Origin of the sequence: Variovorax sp. OV700 (assembly GCF_900099805.1) — a bacterium.
Classification (GTDB): domain Bacteria; phylum Pseudomonadota; class Gammaproteobacteria; order Burkholderiales; family Burkholderiaceae_C; genus Variovorax.
The window spans coordinates 118652-136775 of sequence record NZ_FNDR01000008.1; the positions used below are offsets into that span (position 1 = coordinate 118652).

General features: G+C 65.6%; 16 protein-coding genes. 14 read left to right on the top strand and 2 right to left on the bottom strand.

From position 1 onward, the window contains the following. Window positions 1-11: 11 nt before the first annotated feature. The 3 genes from BLR24_RS19300 (at window position 12) to ygiD (ending at window position 3108) form a co-directional block, all read left to right on the top strand. On the top strand, window positions 12-1082 hold the full coding sequence (locus BLR24_RS19300; protein ID WP_093019805.1) for an ABC transporter ATP-binding protein: 1071 nt from the start codon (window positions 12-14) through the stop codon (window positions 1080-1082). Then, window positions 1079-2110, top strand: a complete 1032-nt coding sequence (locus BLR24_RS19305) for an ABC transporter ATP-binding protein (protein WP_093019807.1) — start codon at window positions 1079-1081, stop codon at window positions 2108-2110. The genes BLR24_RS19300 and BLR24_RS19305 overlap by 4 nt, the downstream gene beginning before the upstream one ends. A 62-nt stretch (window positions 2111-2172) precedes the next feature. Then, window positions 2173-3108, top strand: coding sequence for a 4,5-DOPA-extradiol-dioxygenase (gene ygiD, locus BLR24_RS19310; RefSeq protein WP_368086196.1), 936 nt, complete (start codon window positions 2173-2175; stop codon window positions 3106-3108). Between the two features lie 4 nt (window positions 3109-3112). On the opposite strand, the gene zwf is transcribed toward ygiD, so the two are convergent. Beyond that, a complete protein-coding gene (gene zwf, locus BLR24_RS19315) occupies window positions 3113-4576 on the bottom strand; it encodes a glucose-6-phosphate dehydrogenase (RefSeq protein ID WP_093019809.1) in 1464 nt (487 codons plus the stop codon). 142 nt (window positions 4577-4718) lie between these two features. On the opposite strand from zwf, the gene BLR24_RS19320 reads away from it, so the two are divergent. The 4 genes from BLR24_RS19320 to BLR24_RS19335 are packed head-to-tail and all read left to right on the top strand — an operon-like array spanning window position 4719 to window position 9716. Beyond that, entirely contained in the window at window positions 4719-5732 is a 1014-nt protein-coding gene (locus BLR24_RS19320; protein WP_093019811.1) for an ABC transporter substrate-binding protein, read from the top strand. 24 nt (window positions 5733-5756) lie between these two features. Next, window positions 5757-7994, top strand: coding sequence for an ABC transporter permease (locus BLR24_RS19325; protein WP_175543313.1), 2238 nt, complete (start codon window positions 5757-5759; stop codon window positions 7992-7994). Window positions 7995-8009: 15 nt separating this feature from the next. Beyond that, the gene (locus tag BLR24_RS19330) at window positions 8010-9062 is read left to right on the top strand and encodes an ABC transporter ATP-binding protein (RefSeq protein WP_093019815.1); all 1053 of its coding nucleotides are present in this window, start codon (window positions 8010-8012) and stop codon (window positions 9060-9062) included. Window positions 9063-9074: 12 nt separating this feature from the next. After that, window positions 9075-9716 (top strand): HAD family hydrolase, encoded by a 642-nt coding sequence (locus BLR24_RS19335; RefSeq protein ID WP_093019817.1) that lies wholly within the window; start codon window positions 9075-9077, stop codon window positions 9714-9716. Here the strand turns inward: BLR24_RS19335 and BLR24_RS19340 are convergent. Next, window positions 9703-10383 (bottom strand): lipocalin family protein, encoded by a 681-nt coding sequence (locus BLR24_RS19340; protein ID WP_093019819.1) that lies wholly within the window; start codon window positions 10381-10383, stop codon window positions 9703-9705. The two genes, BLR24_RS19335 and BLR24_RS19340, sit on opposite strands and share 14 nt — an antisense overlap. Window positions 10384-10624: 241 nt before the next feature. Between BLR24_RS19340 and tal the strand changes: the two genes are divergently transcribed. The 7 genes from tal (at window position 10625) to BLR24_RS19375 (ending at window position 18050) form a co-directional block, all read left to right on the top strand. Continuing rightward, window positions 10625-11584: a transaldolase gene (gene tal, locus BLR24_RS19345; protein WP_093019821.1), complete on the top strand. Its 960-nt coding sequence runs from the start codon at window positions 10625-10627 to the stop codon at window positions 11582-11584. Window positions 11585-11586: 2 nt separating this feature from the next. Beyond that, window positions 11587-13149: a glucose-6-phosphate isomerase gene (gene pgi / locus BLR24_RS19350; protein WP_093019823.1), complete on the top strand. Its 1563-nt coding sequence runs from the start codon at window positions 11587-11589 to the stop codon at window positions 13147-13149. 125 nt (window positions 13150-13274) lie between these two features. Next, window positions 13275-13604: a DUF805 domain-containing protein gene (locus BLR24_RS19355; RefSeq protein WP_093019825.1), complete on the top strand. Its 330-nt coding sequence runs from the start codon at window positions 13275-13277 to the stop codon at window positions 13602-13604. A 237-nt stretch (window positions 13605-13841) separates the two neighbouring features. After that, window positions 13842-15152: an ABC transporter substrate-binding protein gene (locus BLR24_RS19360; RefSeq protein ID WP_093019827.1), complete on the top strand. Its 1311-nt coding sequence runs from the start codon at window positions 13842-13844 to the stop codon at window positions 15150-15152. A gap of 150 nt (window positions 15153-15302) precedes the next feature. Next, entirely contained in the window at window positions 15303-16160 is an 858-nt protein-coding gene (locus BLR24_RS19365) for a carbohydrate ABC transporter permease (protein ID WP_093019829.1), read from the top strand. Between the two features lie 10 nt (window positions 16161-16170). After that, on the top strand, window positions 16171-16995 hold the full coding sequence (locus tag BLR24_RS19370) for a carbohydrate ABC transporter permease (protein ID WP_093019831.1): 825 nt from the start codon (window positions 16171-16173) through the stop codon (window positions 16993-16995). A 17-nt stretch (window positions 16996-17012) separates the two neighbouring features. Continuing rightward, window positions 17013-18050 carry an ABC transporter ATP-binding protein gene (locus BLR24_RS19375; protein ID WP_093019833.1) on the top strand — a complete coding sequence of 346 codons (1038 nt, stop codon included), beginning with the start codon at window positions 17013-17015 and terminating at the stop codon, window positions 18048-18050. Window positions 18051-18124 lie beyond the last annotated feature (74 nt).

Consider the following 18124-nt stretch of genomic DNA (forward strand, 5'->3'; position numbering starts at 1 on the left):
ACAACGCCACCATGACGCTGCTCCAGGTCAAAAATCTCGTCGTCGAGTTTCCGCACCGCCGCGGCACGCTGCGTGCGCTCGACGGCATTTCATTCGACATCGCACCCGGCGAAATTTTGGGCGTGGTCGGTGAGTCGGGTGCGGGCAAGTCGCTCACCGGTGCGGCCATCATCGGCTTGCTCGAACCGCCGGGCCGCGTAGCCAGTGGGGAAATCATTCTCGAAGGCCAGCGCATCGACAACTTGGGTTTCGATGCAATGCGCCCCATCCGTGGCCGCAAGATCGGCGCGATCTTTCAAGACCCGCTGACTTCGCTGAACCCGCTCTACACCGTCGGCCGGCAGCTGGTGGAAACCATCCGCGCCCATCTGCCGGTGACTGACGCCGAGGCACGGCGCCGCGCCATCAGTCTGCTGCAGGACACCGGCATTCCGGCCGCCGAGCAGCGCATCGACCATTTTCCGCACCAGTTTTCGGGCGGCATGCGCCAGCGCGTGGTGATTGCTCTGGCGCTCGCAGCCGAGCCCAAGCTCATCGTGGCCGACGAGCCGACCACCGCGCTCGACGTGTCGATCCAGGCACAGATCATCCAGCTGCTCAAGCGCATCTGCAAGGAGCGCGGGGCCGCGGTGATGCTGATCACGCACGACATGGGCGTGATCGCCGAAACCTGCGACCGCGTGGCCGTGATGTACGCGGGCCGCATCGCCGAGATCGGCCCCGTGCACGAAGTGATCCACCAGCCGGCGCATCCCTACACCTCCGGCCTGATGGCGTCGATTCCCGACATGACGAGCGACCGCGAACGGCTCAACCAGATCGACGGTGCGATGCCGCGGCTCAATGCCATTCCGAAGGGCTGTGCCTACAACCCGCGCTGCCCGCGCACCTTTGCACGCTGTTTGGACGAACGGCCCGAACTCATGCACGCGGGCGCCACGCGCGCCGCCTGCTGGCTGCACGACGCCGCCGATCCGCACCGAGGCCAGGCCGAACTCGCGGCGCGGCACCAGGATGCGCAGCGTGCCGGCGAACGCGCTACGCCCGATGCAGCCGCACCGCTCGCCGAGGTGACCCGATGAGCGCCGTGATCGAACCCCGTAAAACCCCAGAGGGCGAGCCACTCGTGGTCGCCCACGACCTGGCCCGCACCTTCGACGTCTCGCCGCCCTGGCTCAACCGCGTGCTCGAACGCAAGCCGCGCGTGCTGCTGCACGCGGTGGATGGCGTGAGCTTTTCCATCGAGCGCGGCAAGACGCTGGCGCTGGTGGGCGAATCGGGCTGCGGCAAGAGCACGGTGGCGCGCCTCTTGGTCGGCCTCTATGCACCGACGCGCGGCGGGCTGCAGTTCGACGGCCAGGACGCGCATGCCGCGTTCAAGACCCCCGAAGGCCGCAAGCTGCGCCGCCGCATCCAGATGATTTTCCAGGACCCTTACGCGAGCCTCAACCCGCGCTGGATCGTCGAGGACATCATCGGCGAGCCGCTGCGCGAGCACGGCATCCTCAAGGACAAGGCCGAGCTGCGCGAGCGTGTGGGCGAGCTGCTCAAGTCCGTCGGCCTTTCGCCGCTGGACATGAGCAAGTACCCGCACCAGTTCTCGGGCGGCCAGCGCCAGCGCATCTCGATCGCGCGCGCGCTCGCCACGGAGCCCGAGTTCCTGGTGTGCGACGAGCCCACCTCCGCGCTCGACGTCAGCGTGCAGGCGCAGGTGCTCAACATCATGAAGGATCTGCAGCGCCAGCGGGGCCTGACCTATCTCTTCATTTCGCACAACCTCGCGGTGGTGCGGCACGTGGCCGACCAGGTCGGCGTGATGTATCTCGGCCGTCTGGTCGAGGTAGCCGACAAGCAGAAGCTCTTCGCCGAGCCGCAGCATCCGTACACGCGCATGCTGCTCGACGCGATTCCGCAGATGAAGCACACCGGCCGCTCGCGCACGCCGGTGCAGGGCGAGGTGCCGAATCCATTGAATCCGCCGACCGGTTGCGCATTTCATCCGCGCTGCCCGCATGCGAATGCACGCTGCTCGGCCGAGCGGCCGAAGCTGTTGAGCATCAAGGGCGTGCAGGTGGCCTGCCATGCGGTGGAAGAAGGGCGCATCGGCTGAAAAGCGTGCGCAAACGCACTGAGGCGCGCGGGAAACCGGTGCAGAGTGCGGTGATGATGACGATGAAGAAGCCCCCACGCGCGGACGGCACAGACAGCAGCCACACGATTCGGCCGGAACTCGGCCGCCGAGGCTTTCTCATGGGCTCCGCGCTCGGGGCGACCGCAACGCTGGCCTCGCTGTGTTCGTTGCCGCACGCCGCCGCCGGTGCTCCTTCGCAGCGGATGCCGGCCATCTTCATCGGCCACGGCTCGCCCATGAACGCGCTGGCCGACAACGCCTTCACGCGCCGGCTGTCCGCATGGGGCAGGGAGCTTCCGCGGCCCTCGGCGATCCTGAGCGTTTCAGCCCATTGGCTGAGCCGTGGCGCCACCGGCGTTGGAATGCAGGAGCGGCCGAAGACGATCCACGATTTCGGTGGCTTTCCGCAGGCGCTTTTCGACGTCGAGTATCCGGCGCCCGGCCATCCAACACTGGCGCGCGAAGCCTTGGGCGCGGTGCGGCAGACCTCGGTGATCGGCACGGAACAGTGGGGCCTGGACCACGGAACCTGGACAGTGCTCAAGCACCTCTACCCGAAGGCCGACATTCCCGTTTTCCAGCTCAGCATCGACTACGACAAGCCGGCGACTTTTCACTATGCCGTCGGCCGTGACCTTGCGGCGCTGCGCGACAAGGGCGTGCTCGTGATGGGCAGCGGCAACGTGGTGCACAACCTCCGCGCCACAGACCGCGGCACGCCCGATGGGCTCAGGGCCAGCCGGCCGTGGGCGCAATCGTTCGACGATGCAGTGAAGGCTGCGTTGGCGGGCCGGGACGACCGGGCACTGATCGCCTACGAAAAGCTCGAAGGCGCCGCCACCGCGGTCGCCATGCCGGACCACTACTTTCCGTTTCTCTATGCGCTGGGTGCCGCCGGAGCGGGCGAACGCCCGAAGACCGTCTACGAGGGCTTTCAGTCAGGCACGCTGAGCATGCGCTGCCTGCAATTTGGTTGACGGCCTACTGCTCCTCGCCCCAGGAGAAGCCGTCGCGCGCAATCATCGCGCTCGATGCGCTAGGGCCCCAGGTGCCTGCGGCGTACGGCCGCGGTCCGCCGTCAGACGCCCAGCTGTCGATCAGCGGCTCGACCCAGCGCCAGGCTTCTTCCTGCTCGTCGCTGCGCACGAACAGGTTCAACCGGCCGTCGATCACATCGAGCAGCAGCCGCTCGTAGGCGCCCACGCGTTCGGCGCCAAAGCGCTTGTCGAAGTCCAGGTCGAGCTGCACCGGCGCCAGCTGCGCGGCGCTGTGGCCGTTGCGCTGGCGGTTGTCCTGCGCCTGAGCGAGCATGTGAAGCTCCAGGCCGTCCTTGGGTTGGAGGTTGATCACCAGCTTGTTGACTGCCCCTGAAGGCGCGCGATAGATCGCGTGCGGCGTGGGCCTGAAGTTGACCTCGATGCGCGCATCGCGCGACGCGAGCCGCTTGCCGGTGCGAATGTAGAGCGGCACGCCGGCCCACCGCCAGTTGGCGATTTCGGTGCGCAGCGCCACGAAGGTCTCGGTCCGGCTCTCGGGGTCGACACCGGGTTCGTCCCTGTAGCCCGGTACGCGCTCGCCGTAGGCAGTGCCCGCCGTGTACTGCCCGCGAATGGCATGCAAGCCCAGTGTTTCGGGCGTCCAGGGCTTGAGCGCGCGCAGCACCTTGAGCTTCTCGTCGCGGATGGCATCGGCATGCGAGTTGATCGGCGGCTCCATGCCGATGGCGCAGACCAGTTGCAGCGCATGGTTCTGCACCATGTCGCGCAGCGCGCCGGTCTGGTCGTAGAAGGCGCCTCGCTTCTCCACGCCCAGGTCTTCCGCAATGGTGATCTGGATGTTGGCGATGTGCTCGCGGCGCCAGATCGGCTCGAACAGCGCATTGCCGAAACGCATGGCAAACAGGTTCTGCACCGAAGGCTTGCCCAGGTAGTGGTCGATGCGGAAGACCTGCTTCTCCTCGAGCACCTTGCACACCGCGGCATTGATGGCGCGGTTGGACGCCAGGTCATGGCCCAGCGGCTTCTCGAGCACCACTCGCGTCGATGGGCCGTTGAGCCCCGCCGCGGCAATCTGCTCCACCACCTGGGTGAAGAGCGCCGGCGCCGTGGCCACGTACATCACCACCGTGTCGGCGTTGCGCTGCTTCAGCAGGTCGGCAAGCCGCGTGTAGTCGGCCGGCTTGGACAGGTCCATGCGCAGGTAGTAGAGCATCGAGGCGAACTTCTCGAACTCTTCGGCGGACGGCCGCTTGGCGCCTTCGACCGCATTGAAGCGCGACTGGATCAGTTCGCGGTACTGGTCGTCCGAGAGGTCGTCCCGCGCCACGCCGACGATGCGTCCGTCTGGCGGCAGGCTGCCGTGCCTGAAGGCCTGGAACAGCGCGGGCATCAGCTTGCGCCATGCAAGGTCGCCAGTACCGCCGAACAGAACGAGATCGAAGCTCATGAGTCGAATTTCCTTTTGTCTTGGTGCCGAGGGGCTCTCTGTTTCAACCGAATGGTACTTGTACCGATTCATGAAACCTGTACGAAAGCTACGCTCCACCCCGGCCGAGAGGCCTATTTTTGTTTGGAGGCGAGGTTTTCACATGAAGAAGCTATTTGCTGCAGCAGCCTTGCTGGGTTTGTCGGCCGCTGCATCGGCCCAGGGCACCGTGAATGTCATCTGCTCGGTCCAGGCCGAATGGTGCAACGTGATTGCCACCGTGTATGCGCGCACCACCGGCACCCGCATCAACATGTCGCTCAAGGGCTCGGGCGAGGCGCTGGCCCAGCTCATCGCCGAGAAGGACAACCCCAAGACCGATGTCTGGTTCGGTGGCACTGGCGATCCGCATCTGCAGGCGGCCGAACAAGGCCTCACGCTCGAATACAAGTCGCCCACGCTGGCGCAGCTCCATCCCTGGGCCCAGCAGCAGGCCAAGCAGTCGGGCTACAAGACCGTGGGCATCTACTCGGGGCCGCTGGGCTTCGGCTACAACCCCGAGCTGCTTGCCAAGAAGAAGCTGCCGGTGCCCAAGACGTGGGCCGACCTGCTCAAGCCCGAATACAAGGGTGATATCCAGGTGGCCAACCCTGCGTCGAGCGGAACTGCCTACACCATGATCGCCACGCTGGTGCAGCTCATGGGTGAAGACAAGGCCTTCGACTACCTGAAGGCGCTGCACAAGAACGTGGGGCAGTACACCCGCTCGGGCACCGGCCCCATCAAGGCGGTGGCGCGCGGCGAAACGGCGGTGTCGATCAGCTTCGTGCATGACGGCCCGGGCGAGAAGATGCAGGGTTTCCCGGTCGAGACCATCACGCCCAGCGATGGCACCGGCGCGGAGATCGGCTCCATGAGCATCATCAAGGGCGCCCGCAACCTCGAGGCCGCAAAGAAGTTCTATGAATGGGCGCTGACGCCCAGCGCGCAGGAACTCGGCGCCGCCAACAAGCAGTTCCAGCTGCCGAGCAACTCGACCGCCAAGCTCGATCCGCGCATCCCGGACTTCAAGAAGATCAAGTTCATCAATTACGACTACGCCAAGTACGGCGCCAGCGCCGAGCGTCGGCGCCTGATTGCGCGCTGGGAAAAAGACGTCAACTCGCTGCCGCGCTAAGTGGGCACCGTCGTCGCCGGCGCCGTGCCGGTCAATCCGGCCGCTGTGGCCTCGGCCCGGCGGTCGCAGCGCTGGATCTGGGCCTGGGTGGCGCTTGGCTTCGCGGCCTATCTCCTGCTGCCCTGGTATGCGATCCAGGATTCGAGCTGGTACGAGGCCGTTCCGCAGGTGTTCGGCCAGGCCGAGGGTGCCAACGGGCTGATGCAGGCGGCCACGCAAGGCCGCAGCTGGCTCTTCATCGGCCTTGCGGGGCTGGCGATGTGCGCCGTCGGCGCCTGGCTGCCGGCCGGCCGCGCGCAGGGGCGCTGGCTGCTGGCGGGCGGAGCCATCGGCGCCATTGGCCTTGCCGTTGCAGGCTTTGCCATCGGCGCGCGCGGATGGAGCTTCGCGGCACTCAACACGCAGTTCGGCGAGCTGGCCGTCAATCAGTTCGGCATCGGCGCGGGTGGCTTCATGGCGCTCACCGCGCTCACGCTGCTGGCGGCCTTCGGCATTGCGCGGCTCGGGCTGTTCAAGGGCGACCTGTTCGTGGCTGCGGCGGTCATCGGCTGCGGCGTGCTGATGGCGCTGTTCATCGCTTACCCGGTGAGCAAGGCGCTGGCCGGTGCATTCTTCAATGAAGAGGGGCAATGGTCGATCACGGCCTTCGCCGCTCGCGTGTTCACCGAACGCATCTGGGGGCTGGGCTGCGTTGCAGGCGGGGTGCGCTGCGGAGTGGCATGGAACACGCTGGTGCTGGCCTTGCTGACCGCCGCCGGCACCACCTTCTTGGGCACGCTGATGGCCCTCATGGCCGAGCGCGGGAGCAAGCGCGGGCAGGGCGCCTTGCGGGTGCTAGCGCTGCTGCCGATCATCACGCCGCCCTTCGTCGTGGGCCTGGGGCTCATCTTGCTGTTCGGCCGCGCGGGCATCGTCAATCAGCTGCTCGAAAACGCGTTCGGCATCGAGCCGACGCGCTGGTTCTACGGCATGCCGGGCGTGCTGGTGGCGCAGCTCTTCGCCTTCACGCCCATCGCCTTCATGATCATGCGCGGCGTGGTGCAGGGCATTGCGCCCAGCCTGGAAGAGGCCGCGCAGATGCTGCGCGCCGACCGGCGCCGCACCTTCTTCACCATCACGCTGCCGCTCTTGAAGCCGGGGCTGGCCAATGCCTTTCTGGTGGGTTTCATCGAGAGCATTGCGGACTTCGGCAACCCTGTGGTGGTGGGCGGCCAGTTCTCGGTGCTGTCGACCGACATCTTCTTTGCCATTGTCGGCGCGCAGTACGACCAGGGCCGCGCGGCCTCGCTGGCGTGGGTGCTGACGATCTTCGCGCTCGGCGTTTTCGCGCTGCAGCGTGGCGTGCTCGGCAAGCAGAACTACACCACCGTGAGCGGCAAGGGCGATGCAGGCATTGCAATGGCCCTGCCCGACGGCGTGCGCCGCACCATCCAGTGCATTGCATTGCCGTGGATCGCGTTCACTGCCGTGGTCTACCTGTTCGCCTTCGCGGGCGGCTTCGTGCAGACCTGGGGGCGCGACTACAGCTTCACGCTCAATCACTTCAAGAACGCCTTTTCTCTCGAGTGGGGGCAGTTCGGCCTGGTCTGGGCCGGCACGGCGTGGAATTCGCTGATCACCACGCTCAAGCTCGCGGGCATCTCGGCACCGATCACCGCGGCGCTCGGGTTGCTCATTGCCTGGCTGCTGGCGCGCAATGAGTTCAAGGGGCAGGGCGTTTTCGAGTTCGGTGCGCTGCTGGCTTTTGCCATTCCGGGCACGGTGCTGGGCGTGAGCTACATCCTGGCCTTCAACGTGCCGCCGTTCGAACTCACGGGCACTGGGCTCATCATCGTGCTGTGCTTCATGTTCCGGAACCTGCCGGTGGGCGTGCGGGCCGGCACGGCGGCTTTCAAGCAGCTCGACCGGTCTCTCGACGAAGCCTCGCTGATGCTGCGGGCTTCCACCTCGCAGACGCTTTTCAAGGTGGTGCTGCCGCTCCTGAAGCCCGCGCTGGTGGCCGCGCTGGTCTACAGCTTCGTGCGGGCCATGACGACGGTGAGCGCGGTGATCTTCCTGGTCACGGCCGAGAATGAACTGGCCACCACCTACATCATCGGCCGCGTCGGCAACGGCGACTACGGCATTGCGCTGGCCTACTGCACGGTGCTCATGATCCTGATGTCGCTGGCGATTGCGCTGGTGCAGTGGGTGGTCGGGGAGCGCAAGCTGGGGCGGCGCAAGGCGGGCGTGCCGATGGTGGCCGCGCCCGTGGTGCATTGATCGGGAAAAGAACACATGAGCAACGGCATCGAATTCCGCAACGTCACCAAGCGCTACGGCACCGACAAGAACGGGCCCCTGGCGGTCAAGGGCATCAGCTTCGAGGTGCCGGTGGGCACGCTCACCACCATCCTGGGTCCTTCGGGCTGCGGCAAGACGACCACGCTGCGCATGATCGCGGGGCTCGAATCGCCGACCTCGGGCGCGATTCTGATGGGTGGGCGCGACGTCACAACGCTGGGCCCGGCCGAGCGCAACGTGAGCATGATGTTTCAGAGCTACGCGCTGTTCCCGCACATGAATGTGATCGAAAACGTGGGCTACGGCCTGCGCATGAGCGGCGTGAAAAAAGACGAAGCCACGTCGCGAGCGCGCGATGCGCTCAAGGGCGTGGGACTGGTCGGCTTCGACGAGCGCCTGCCCAGCGAACTTTCGGGCGGCCAGCAGCAACGTGTGGCACTGGCGCGCGCGCTGGTGCTGGAGCCCGCGGTGCTGCTGTTCGACGAGCCGCTCTCGAACCTCGACGCCCGCTTGCGGCGCGAAATGCGCGAGGAAATCCGCGCGCTCCAGCAGCGGCTGAAACTCACGGTGGCCTATGTGACGCACGACCAGAGCGAGGCCCTGGCCGTGAGCGACCAGATCATCGTCATGGACCACGGCGTGATCGCCCAGCGCGGCACGCCCGAGCAACTCTACGGCCGGCCCGAGAGCGAATTCGTCGCCGGCTTCATGGGCGAGGCGATGGTGTTTCCGGCCATTGCACAGGCCGACGGCAGCGTGGTGCTCGGGCCGCTGCGCCTGCAGCCGCGCTATGCGGTGGCACCCGGCACGGTGAAAGTGGCGGTGCGACCCGAAGCCTGGGAAATCGGTGCCGCCGACGCGGCCGGCGGGCTCGCCGCCACGCTGCGCAAGGCGGCCTACCTCGGCAGCTTCTACGAATACGGCTTCGACACGTCGCTCGGGCCCGTCTTCGTGGTGTCGACCGATCTTTCGCGCCCCCTTGCCGCGGGCGCGCAGGCCACGCTGTCGCTGGCGGCGCACGGGGTCAGCGTGGTGCCCGGCGCATGAAACAATGGCGCCATGAACGTGGTTTTCGATCTTGGCGCTGTGCTGCTGGCATGGGAGCCCACCCAGCTGGTGCAGGCCCATCTTCCCGAACACGCCCCCACTGAGCTTGTCGCCGCGGCGCTGGGCCGGGCGCTTTTTCACCATGACGACTGGATGTGCTTCGACTGCGGCACGCGCTCGCTCGAAGACGCCATTGCGCGCATGGCCCAGCGGCTCTCGCTTCCGGCTGCGCGGCTCGACGACATGCTTGGCAACCTGGGCGAGCGCCTGGAGCCGATTCCCGTCACCGTCGACCTGCTCGAAGGCCTGTTCGCGCGGCGCGATGCCGGCGAGGCGCTGCGCCTCTATTACCTCTCGAACATGCCTTCGCCGTATGCACGCGCCCTCGAGCGCCGGCACGCGTTCATGCGGCGTTTCGATGGCGGTGTCTTCTCGGGCGACGTGAAGTTCATCAAGCCGAATCGCGAAATCTACGAACTGCTGGCGGTGCGCCATGCGCTCGATCCGCAGCAAACGGTGTTCATCGACGATTCGGCCGCCAACGTGGAGGCCGCGCGCGCCTTCGGCTGGCATGCCATCCATTGCACCCACCCCGCCGCACTGGCGGTGCAGCTGGCGCGCTATCTGCCAGCTGTTTCGTCTATCGGCCGGTGAGCACCACCTTGGATGTGTCGAACCCGAGGCTGGCGGCGTAGTCCAGTTCGGCCTGCAGCGCGTCGTCTTCCAGGCGCGGCGCGCGCGAAAGAACCCACAGGTATTCGCGGTCGGGCGTGCCGACCAGCGCCACCTGATAGTCGCGGTCGAGCTTCAGGATCCAGTAGTCGCCCCACACCATCGGCAGCCAGCCAAGCCATGACGGCGCAAAGCGCACTTCGAGCCGGCCTGCCCCGGGCTGGCCCGCGACCGGCACGACGCGGGCCGTGCCTACTGCCTCGTCGAAGTTGCCATCGGGGCGCACGCAGCGGTTGAGCACCTGCACCATGCCGTCGGGCTGGGGGAGGTACTCGGCGGTGACCGGGCCGGCGCACTGCTTCTGGAAGCGGTTTGGCAAGCGGGCCTGTTCGTGCCAGATGCCGGCATAGCGCTGGATATCGACAGGCGCCACCACCTGCAGTGGCGCGCGCATCAGCGGCGCCCCGTCGGCGGGGCCGACCAGCTGCGCACGCGCGGTGCGCCCCGCGCCCAAGGCGATCCAGGTTGCCACGCCGCCGACAACGAAGGCGGTGGCCAGCGTGCCGATGGCGGCGCTGGTGCGGCGGTCGTCGAAAGGCGCGCGGTTTGCAGCAGCGCTGGGCGCTGCGGTGCGACGTCGGCAAGGCATGGAAGAGGACTCCTGTGGTCGAAAGCATCAAGACGGGAAGCCGCAGGCTAGCCGGCCGACGGAAACGCTGTCGTCAGCGGCGGACCACAGCATTTGTAGGGCAGGGCGGCCGGCGCACGACACGGCCGGTTACAGGCCGATGCAGCGCGGTGAAAACCCGTGCTACGGTGCGCATGAAAACATCGGCCCCAGCGCAATTGCGTGCAGGACTTGTCATCACCCGCACAGGATAATCTTCGACATGAATCAACTCGATGCTCTCCGCCAATGGACCACCGTGGTCGCCGACACCGGTGACTTCAAGCAACTCGCCATTTCCAAGCCGCAGGACGCGACCACCAATCCGTCGCTCATCCTGAAGGCAGTGCAGAAGCCCGAATACCGGCCGCTGCTCGACGAAGCTGTCAAGAAGCATGCGGGCAAGCCGCTGGACGAGGTCATCGACCGCCTGCTGGTGCGCTTCGGCGCCGAAATCCTTTCGATCATTCCGGGCCGCGTGTCGACCGAGGTCGACGCCCGCCTCTCGTTCGACACCGCCGCCACCATTGCGCGCGGCGAGCGCATTGTGGCGCTCTACAAGGCCGAAGGCATCGACACGGGCAAGCGTCTGTTGATCAAGGTGGCCTCGACGTGGGAAGGCATCCAGGCGGCACGTGCGCTCGAGCAGAAGGGCATCCGCACCAATTTGACGCTGCTGTTCTCGTTCGCGCAGGCGGTTGCCTGTGCCGAGGCCGGCGTGCAGCTCATTTCGCCCTTCGTGGGCCGCATCTACGACTGGTACAAGAAGTCGGCCGGCGCCATATGGGACGAGGCCACCAGCGCGGGCGTGAACGATCCGGGCGTCAAGTCGGTGCGCGAAATCTTCAACTACTACAAGCAACACGGCATCAAGACCGAGGTGATGGGCGCGAGCTTCCGCAATGTGGGACAGATCCAGGCCCTGGCCGGCTGCGACCTGCTGACCATCAGCCCGGAGCTCCTGGCCGAACTGGCCGCGAACGACGCGCCGCTCGAGCACGCGCTCGACGCGAAGAAAGCCGCCGCTGCCGCCACCATGGAGAAGCTGAGCTACGACGAGGCGGGCTTCCGCTTTGCGCTCAATGAAGACGCCATGGCCACCGAGAAGCTGGCCGAGGGAATCCGCGCCTTCGCGGCCGACGCCGTGAAGCTCGAAAAACTCATGCAGGAAAGCGGCAAGTAAATATGGCCATGACCCTTCGCTGCGACCGCGCGCCCGCCTGGGCTCAACTGCAGAGTTACTTCGAGACCGCGGGCCGCCAATTCGACGTGCGCCACGCGTTCGTTGATGACGCGGGGCGCTTCGAGCGCTTCAGCCAGGAGGCTCCGCATGTCTTTGCCGACCTGTCGAAGAACCTGATCGACGCGCGCACCGAAGAACTGCTGCTCGCGCTGGCGACTGAGTGCGGCCTGGAGGCGCACCGCGACGCCATGTTTGTCGGCGAGCACATCAACAACACCGAAGACCGCGCCGTGCTGCACACGCTGCTGCGCGCACCGGCCGGCGCCGCAGTGGGCAACACCGCGGCCGAACTGCGCGAAGTGCATGCCACGCTCGACGCAATGCTGGCCTACGCCGAGACGGTGCGCAGCGACCACACCATCACCGACGTGGTCAACATCGGCATCGGCGGCTCCGACCTCGGGCCGCAGATGGCGGTGCTCGCGCTGGCCGAGTTTGCGGCGCCGGGCAAGCGCTTTCATTTCGTCTCGAACGTCGACGGCCATGAGCTGGCCGGCGTGCTGCGTGACCTGGCGCCCGAGCACACGCTGTTCCTGATCGCGTCCAAGACCTTCACCACCGCCGAGACCATGGCCAATGCGCTCTCGGCCCGGCGCTGGTACGAGCAGTCGGGCGGCACCGACATTGCCGGCCACTTCGCAGCGCTCACCACCAATGTGGAGGCCGCGAAGCAATTCGGCATCGACACCACCTTCGGCTTCTGGGACTGGGTGGGCGGCCGCTATTCGCTCTGGTCGGCCATCGGCCTGCCGATTGCTCTGGCCATCGGCGCCGAAGGCTTTCGCCGGTTGCTGGCGGGCGCGCACGCCATGGACGAGCACTTTCGCACCGCGCCGCTGGCGCAGAACCTCCCGGTGCGCCTCGGCCTGCTCGACGTCTGGTACCGCAATTTCCACGGCTTCACGAGCCGCGGCATCGCGCCGTACCACAGTGCCTTGAAGCGCCTGCCGGCTTATATGCAGCAGCTCGAGATGGAGAGCAACGGCAAGCAGGTCGATGCCAGCGGTGCGCCGCTGCCCGCCAGCCTGGGCACCTCGCCCGTGCTCTGGGGCGAACCCGGCACCAACGGACAGCACGCCTACTTCCAGATGCTGCACCAGGGCACCGACGTGATTCCGCTCGAATTCGTGGCGGTGCGCGATGCGGCCCACGACCTGGACGGCCACCACCCCAAGCTGCTGGCCAATGCACTCGCGCAGGCGCAGGCGCTGATGGTCGGCAAGCTCGACGCCGGCGGCCACAAGAATTTTCCGGGCAACCGGCCGAGCACTTTCTTCGTGTTCGACAAGCTCACGCCCGAATCCCTCGGCGCCTTTCTCGCGCTGTACGAGCACCGCGTGTTCACCAGCGGCGCGCTGTGGGGCATCAACAGCTTCGACCAGTGGGGCGTGGAGCTGGGCAAGGTGCTCGCGAAAGACATCGAGCCGCGGCTGGCCTCCGGCGACATCACGGGGCTCGACGCATCGACGGCGGGCCTGCTGAAACGGCTGGGTAGCCGGGCCTGAGTCTCTGAAGTGCGAGGCAATAGGCCGTTGGTTTGAGAACCAATGGCCGAATTTGCAGTTGAAAGACCCGCCGATATGATCAGCCCGGGGAAGTTTCCCTGGGAACAATCATGAGGAGTCGATCAATGGACTTTCAAACAGCGGTCAAGACCTGTTTCAGCAAATACGCCGATTTCAATGGGCGTGCGTCGCGTTCGGAGTACTGGTGGTTCGTGCTGGCCGAGCTCATCGTTCTCATCGTGGCGAGCCTGATCCACCAGTACGTGTACGTCATCGCGGCGCTGGGCTTCTTGCTGCCCGCGCTGGCCGTGGGCGCGCGCCGCCTGCACGACATCGGCAAGAGCGGCTGGCTCCAGCTGCTGATGATCATTCCGCTCGTCAACCTGGTGCTGATCTATTTCTACGTGCAGCCATCGCAGCCGGAGAGCAACCCGCACGGGGTGCCTGCCACCTGAAGCTCAAGCTTGGCGCAGCGCCTGCTGCGCGCGGGGGCAATCATCAAGGGCCGCGCAAGCGGCCCTTTTTCATGGCTTCTTACATGCTGTATTGCGTTAACTAGGGAATATCCTAGCCAATCAGTGCATGAAAGTACTATCACTGCCCGGTGCAGTACCAAAGCCGCAAGCGCGTTTCTCCAGAATTCAGGCCACGGCGACCCGACAAGAGGGCGTCGCTCACCTCTAGGAGACAACATGAAGCGTTTTCTGAAAGCGGGCCTCGTCCTCGCACTCGCCGGTACGGGGCTCCTGTCCCACGCCGCCACTGAACTCGTGATTGCGACCGTCAACAACGGCCACATGATCGAGATGCAGAAGCTTACCCCCTTCTTCGAAAAAGCCAACCCCGACATCAAGCTCAAGTGGGTGACGCTCGAAGAAGGCACGCTGCGCCAGCGCGTGACGACCGACATCGCCACCAAGGGCGGCCAGTTCGACGTGATGACCATCGGCCTGTACGAAGCGCCGATCTGGTCGAAGAAGGGCTGGCTCCAGCCCATTGCCACCGATGCCGCCTATGACGCCGACGACCTGCTGCCCGCCATTCGCGCCGGCTTGTCGTATGAAGGCAAGCTCTACGCCGCGCCGTTCTACGGCGAGAGCTCGATGCTCATGTACCGCAAGGACCTGGCCGACAAGGTCGGCTTTCAGATGCCCGAGCAGCCCACCTGGGCGCAGGTGAAGGAGCTGGCCGGCAAGATCCACGATCCGAAGGCCGGCGTGTACGGCATGTGCCTGCGGGGCAAGCCGGGCTGGGGCGACAACATGGCGTTCCTGACCACGCTGGTCAACACCAACGGCGGCCAGTGGTTCGACATGCAATGGAAGCCGCAGATCGACACCAAGCCCTGGAAAGACGCGATCAACTTCTACGTCGACCTGATGAAGGCCTACGGCCCGCCGGGCGCCTCGGCCAACAGCTTCAACGAGAACCTGGCCCTCTTCAACGAAGGCAAGTGCGGCATGTGGGTGGACGCCACCATCGCCGCCTCGTTCATTAGCGACCCGAAGCAGTCGAAGGTGGCCGACAAGGTGGCCTTCGCGCAAGCACCCGTTGCTGTCACGCCCAAGGGCGCCAACTGGCTGTGGACCTGGAACCTGGCCATTCCCGCCAGCTCGACCAAGGGCGCGGCCGCGCAGACCTTCGTGAAGTGGGCAACCTCCAAGGAGTACGTCAACCTGGTCGCCAAGGAGCACGGCTGGGCCACGGTGCCCACCGGCACGCGCAAGTCGACCTACGCGAACCCCGAGTTCCAGAAGCTCGCCAAGTTCGCCGCGGCAGAGAAGAAGGCCATCGACACCGCCAACCTCAGCGACAGCACGCTGCCCAAGTCGCCGTATGTCGGCGTGCAGTACGCGGCCATTCCCGAGTTCCAGGCCATCGGCGTGGCGGTGGGGCAGCAGATGAGCGCGGCGCTGTCGGGCAAGGTCACGGTCGACCAGGCGTTGAAGACCTCGCAGACGGCGGCAGAGCGCGAGATGAAGAAGGCCGGGTACTACAAGTAAGCCTGGTTTTCTTACTCCCTCCCCTCCCGGGGGAGGGTTGGGGTGGGGGCAAGCGGCGCACCAATCACCGCAGCGCTTGATCCGGGAGCCCCCATCCCTGCCTTCCCCCAGAGGGGGAAGGAGCCAGAGACTACGAGAAGGAATTTCCTCATGAACCGACTCCTGCCCCGGGCCCTGATGGCGCCCGCCGTGCTCACGCTCTTCCTGTGGATGATCGTGCCGCTTGCGATGACGTTGTACTTCTCGTTCGTGAACTACAACCTCATGCAACCCGGCGAGCGCACGTTCGCGGGCATCGAGAACTTTCACTACTTCGTCACCGATCCGGACTTCTGGCCCGCGACCTGGAACACGTTGCTTTTGATCGGCAGCGTGATCGTCATCACGGTGGTGTTCGGCGTGCTTCTCGCACTGCTTGTGAACGAGCCCTTTCCGGGCCGCGGCATCGTGCGGGTGCTGCTCATCTCGCCGTTCTTCGTCATGCCCGCAGTCAATGCGCTGCTGTGGAAGCACATGATGATGAACCCCATCTACGGCATCCTGGCCGACGTGTGGCGCTTCTTCGGCGCGCAGCCCATCGACTGGCTCACCGACGTGCCGCTGCTCTCCGTGATCATCATGGTGGCCTGGCAGTGGCTGCCGTTTGCCTGCCTGATCTTCATCACCTCGCTGCAGTCGCTCGACCGCGAGCAGATGGAAGCTGCGCGCATGGACGGCGCGAGCGCATTCCAGCGCTTCTTCTACCTGACCATTCCGCACCTCGGCCGGCCGATGGCGGTGGTGATCATGATCGAGATGATCTTTCTGCTCAGCGTGTTCGCCGAGATCGCCATCACCACCAATGGCGGCCCGGGCAACGAGAGCACCAACATGACCTACCTGATCTTCAAGCAGTCGCTGATGAATTTCGACGTCGGCGTGGCTTCGGCCGGTGCGCTGTTCGCGGTGGTGCTGGCCAACATCGTGGCCGTGTTCCTGATCCGCATCATCGGCAAGAACCTTGATTGAAGGAACGACCATGCAACCCAGCAATTTCCTTCCGCAACTGCTGCGCACCGCGGGCGCGTGGGCCGCGGCACTGCTGCTGTTCTTCCCGCTCGGCTGGCTGTTTCTCACGGCCTTCAAGACCGAGCTGCAGGCCATCCACGTGCCGCCGCTCTTCATCTTCGAGCCCACGCTCGGTAACTTCAGCGAAGTGCAGCGCCGAAGCGACTACCTGCTGTATGCGCGCAATTCGCTCATCACCAGCCTGGGCTCGACCATCATCGGTCTCTTGATCGCGGCACCCGCCGCGTACTCGATGGCATTCTTTCGCACGAAGAAGACGCGCGACATCCTGATGTGGATGCTCTCCACCAAGATGATGCCGGCCGTCGGCGCGCTGGTGCCGATCTACGTGCTCGCGCAGACTGCGGGCCTTCTGGATTCGCTCACTGCGCTCACGGTCGTGTTCACGCTGTCGAACCTGCCGATCATGGTGTGGATGCTCTACAGCGCCTACAAGGACATTCCGAACGAGATCCTCGAGGCCGCACGCATGGACGGTGCGACCCTGTGGACCGAGTTCCGCCACGTCGTGCTGCCGCTGTCGGTCGGCGGCCTGGCATCGACCGGCCTCCTGTGCCTGGTGCTGAGCTGGAACGAGGCCTTCTGGGCGCTCAACCTCAGCTCGGCCAAGGCCGGCACGCTGGCCACGCTCATTGCCTCGTACTCCAGCCCCGAAGGCCTGTTCTGGGCCAAGTTGTCCGCCGCCTCATTGATGGCCATCGCGCCCATCGTCGTGTTCGGCTGGTTCAGCCAGAAGCAACTGGTGCAAGGCCTGACCTTCGGCGCCGTCAAGTAAAGAAAGGGAGACATCTCATGGCCTACCTGCAACTCAAAGACATCAAGAAGAGCTTCGGCGACGTCAACATCATCAAGGGCGTCGACCTCGAGATCCAGAAGGGCGAGTTCATCGTCTTCGTCGGGCCTTCGGGCTGCGGCAAGTCGACGCTGCTGCGCCTCATTGCGGGACTCGAGCCGATCACCAGCGGCAACCTGCTGCTCGATGGCAAGGACATCACCTGGGCGCCTTCGGGCAAGCGCGACCTGGCGATGGTGTTCCAGAGCTACGCGCTCTATCCGCACATGAGCGTGTACGACAACATGTCCTTCGCGCTCAAACTCGCGGGCGTGTCGAAGGACGAGATCAAGACCAAAGTCGACCACGCGGCCAAGACGCTCAACCTCACGCAGTACCTGGACCGCACGCCCAAGGACCTGTCGGGCGGACAGCGCCAGCGCGTGGCCATCGGCCGCGCGATCGTGCGCGCGCCCAAGGTGTTTCTGTTCGACGAGCCGCTGTCCAACCTCGATGCGGCGCTGCGCGGCAACACGCGCGTCGAGATCCACAAATTGCATCGGTCGCTCGGCGCCACCACCATCTACGTGACGCACGACCAGGTCGAGGCCATGACGCTGGCCGACCGCGTGGTGGTGCTCAGGGACGGTCTCATCGAACAGGTCGGCACGCCGCTCGAACTCTATGACCATCCGGCCAACCAGTTCGTCGCGCAGTTCATCGGCATGCCGTCGATGAACATGGTGGCAGCGAGCGCGATCCCGAGTTTTTCCGCTGCCACTGGTGGGCGCCTGCCGAACGACGGTTTCCTGGGTGTGCGGCCCGAAGGCCTGCGCGTGCATCCGAAGCAGGCTGCTGCCGCGGGAGTGCCGGGGCGTGTCGAGCTGATCGAAGCGCTCGGCGCCGACACGCTGATCCACGTCGACGTGGGCGGCGTGCCACTGATCGCGCGCCAGAACGAGCGCACGCCGCTCAATGCGGGCGACGACGTGGCGGTCGAACTCGATCCCTCAGTGCTGCATCTGTTCAACCGCGAAGGCCGCGCGGTCTCCGCCTGATTTTTCCTTTTCTTCTTCCGGACATTTCCCGTGACCCCTGCAGCAGCGCCTCTTGCGCCCACTCCACCGGTTCT

What these genes read in the sequence shown, in the direction of transcription:
- BLR24_RS19300 (WP_093019805.1), top strand. Translation starts at nt 12, where the DNA reads ATGACGCTGCTCCAGGTCAAAAATCTCGTCGTCGAGTTTCCGCACCGC.
- BLR24_RS19305 (WP_093019807.1), top strand. Translation starts at nt 1,079, where the DNA reads ATGAGCGCCGTGATCGAACCCCGTAAAACCCCAGAGGGCGAGCCACTC.
- ygiD (WP_368086196.1), top strand. Translation starts at nt 2,173, where the DNA reads ATGAAGAAGCCCCCACGCGCGGACGGCACAGACAGCAGCCACACGATT.
- zwf (WP_093019809.1), bottom strand. Translation starts at nt 4,576, where the DNA reads ATGAGCTTCGATCTCGTTCTGTTCGGCGGTACTGGCGACCTTGCATGG.
- BLR24_RS19320 (WP_093019811.1), top strand. Translation starts at nt 4,719, where the DNA reads ATGAAGAAGCTATTTGCTGCAGCAGCCTTGCTGGGTTTGTCGGCCGCT.
- BLR24_RS19330 (WP_093019815.1), top strand. Translation starts at nt 8,010, where the DNA reads ATGAGCAACGGCATCGAATTCCGCAACGTCACCAAGCGCTACGGCACC.
- BLR24_RS19335 (WP_093019817.1), top strand. Translation starts at nt 9,075, where the DNA reads ATGAACGTGGTTTTCGATCTTGGCGCTGTGCTGCTGGCATGGGAGCCC.
- BLR24_RS19340 (WP_093019819.1), bottom strand. Translation starts at nt 10,383, where the DNA reads ATGCCTTGCCGACGTCGCACCGCAGCGCCCAGCGCTGCTGCAAACCGC.
- tal (WP_093019821.1), top strand. Translation starts at nt 10,625, where the DNA reads ATGAATCAACTCGATGCTCTCCGCCAATGGACCACCGTGGTCGCCGAC.
- pgi (WP_093019823.1), top strand. Translation starts at nt 11,587, where the DNA reads ATGGCCATGACCCTTCGCTGCGACCGCGCGCCCGCCTGGGCTCAACTG.
- BLR24_RS19355 (WP_093019825.1), top strand. Translation starts at nt 13,275, where the DNA reads ATGGACTTTCAAACAGCGGTCAAGACCTGTTTCAGCAAATACGCCGAT.
- BLR24_RS19360 (WP_093019827.1), top strand. Translation starts at nt 13,842, where the DNA reads ATGAAGCGTTTTCTGAAAGCGGGCCTCGTCCTCGCACTCGCCGGTACG.
- BLR24_RS19365 (WP_093019829.1), top strand. Translation starts at nt 15,303, where the DNA reads ATGAACCGACTCCTGCCCCGGGCCCTGATGGCGCCCGCCGTGCTCACG.
- BLR24_RS19370 (WP_093019831.1), top strand. Translation starts at nt 16,171, where the DNA reads ATGCAACCCAGCAATTTCCTTCCGCAACTGCTGCGCACCGCGGGCGCG.
- BLR24_RS19375 (WP_093019833.1), top strand. Translation starts at nt 17,013, where the DNA reads ATGGCCTACCTGCAACTCAAAGACATCAAGAAGAGCTTCGGCGACGTC.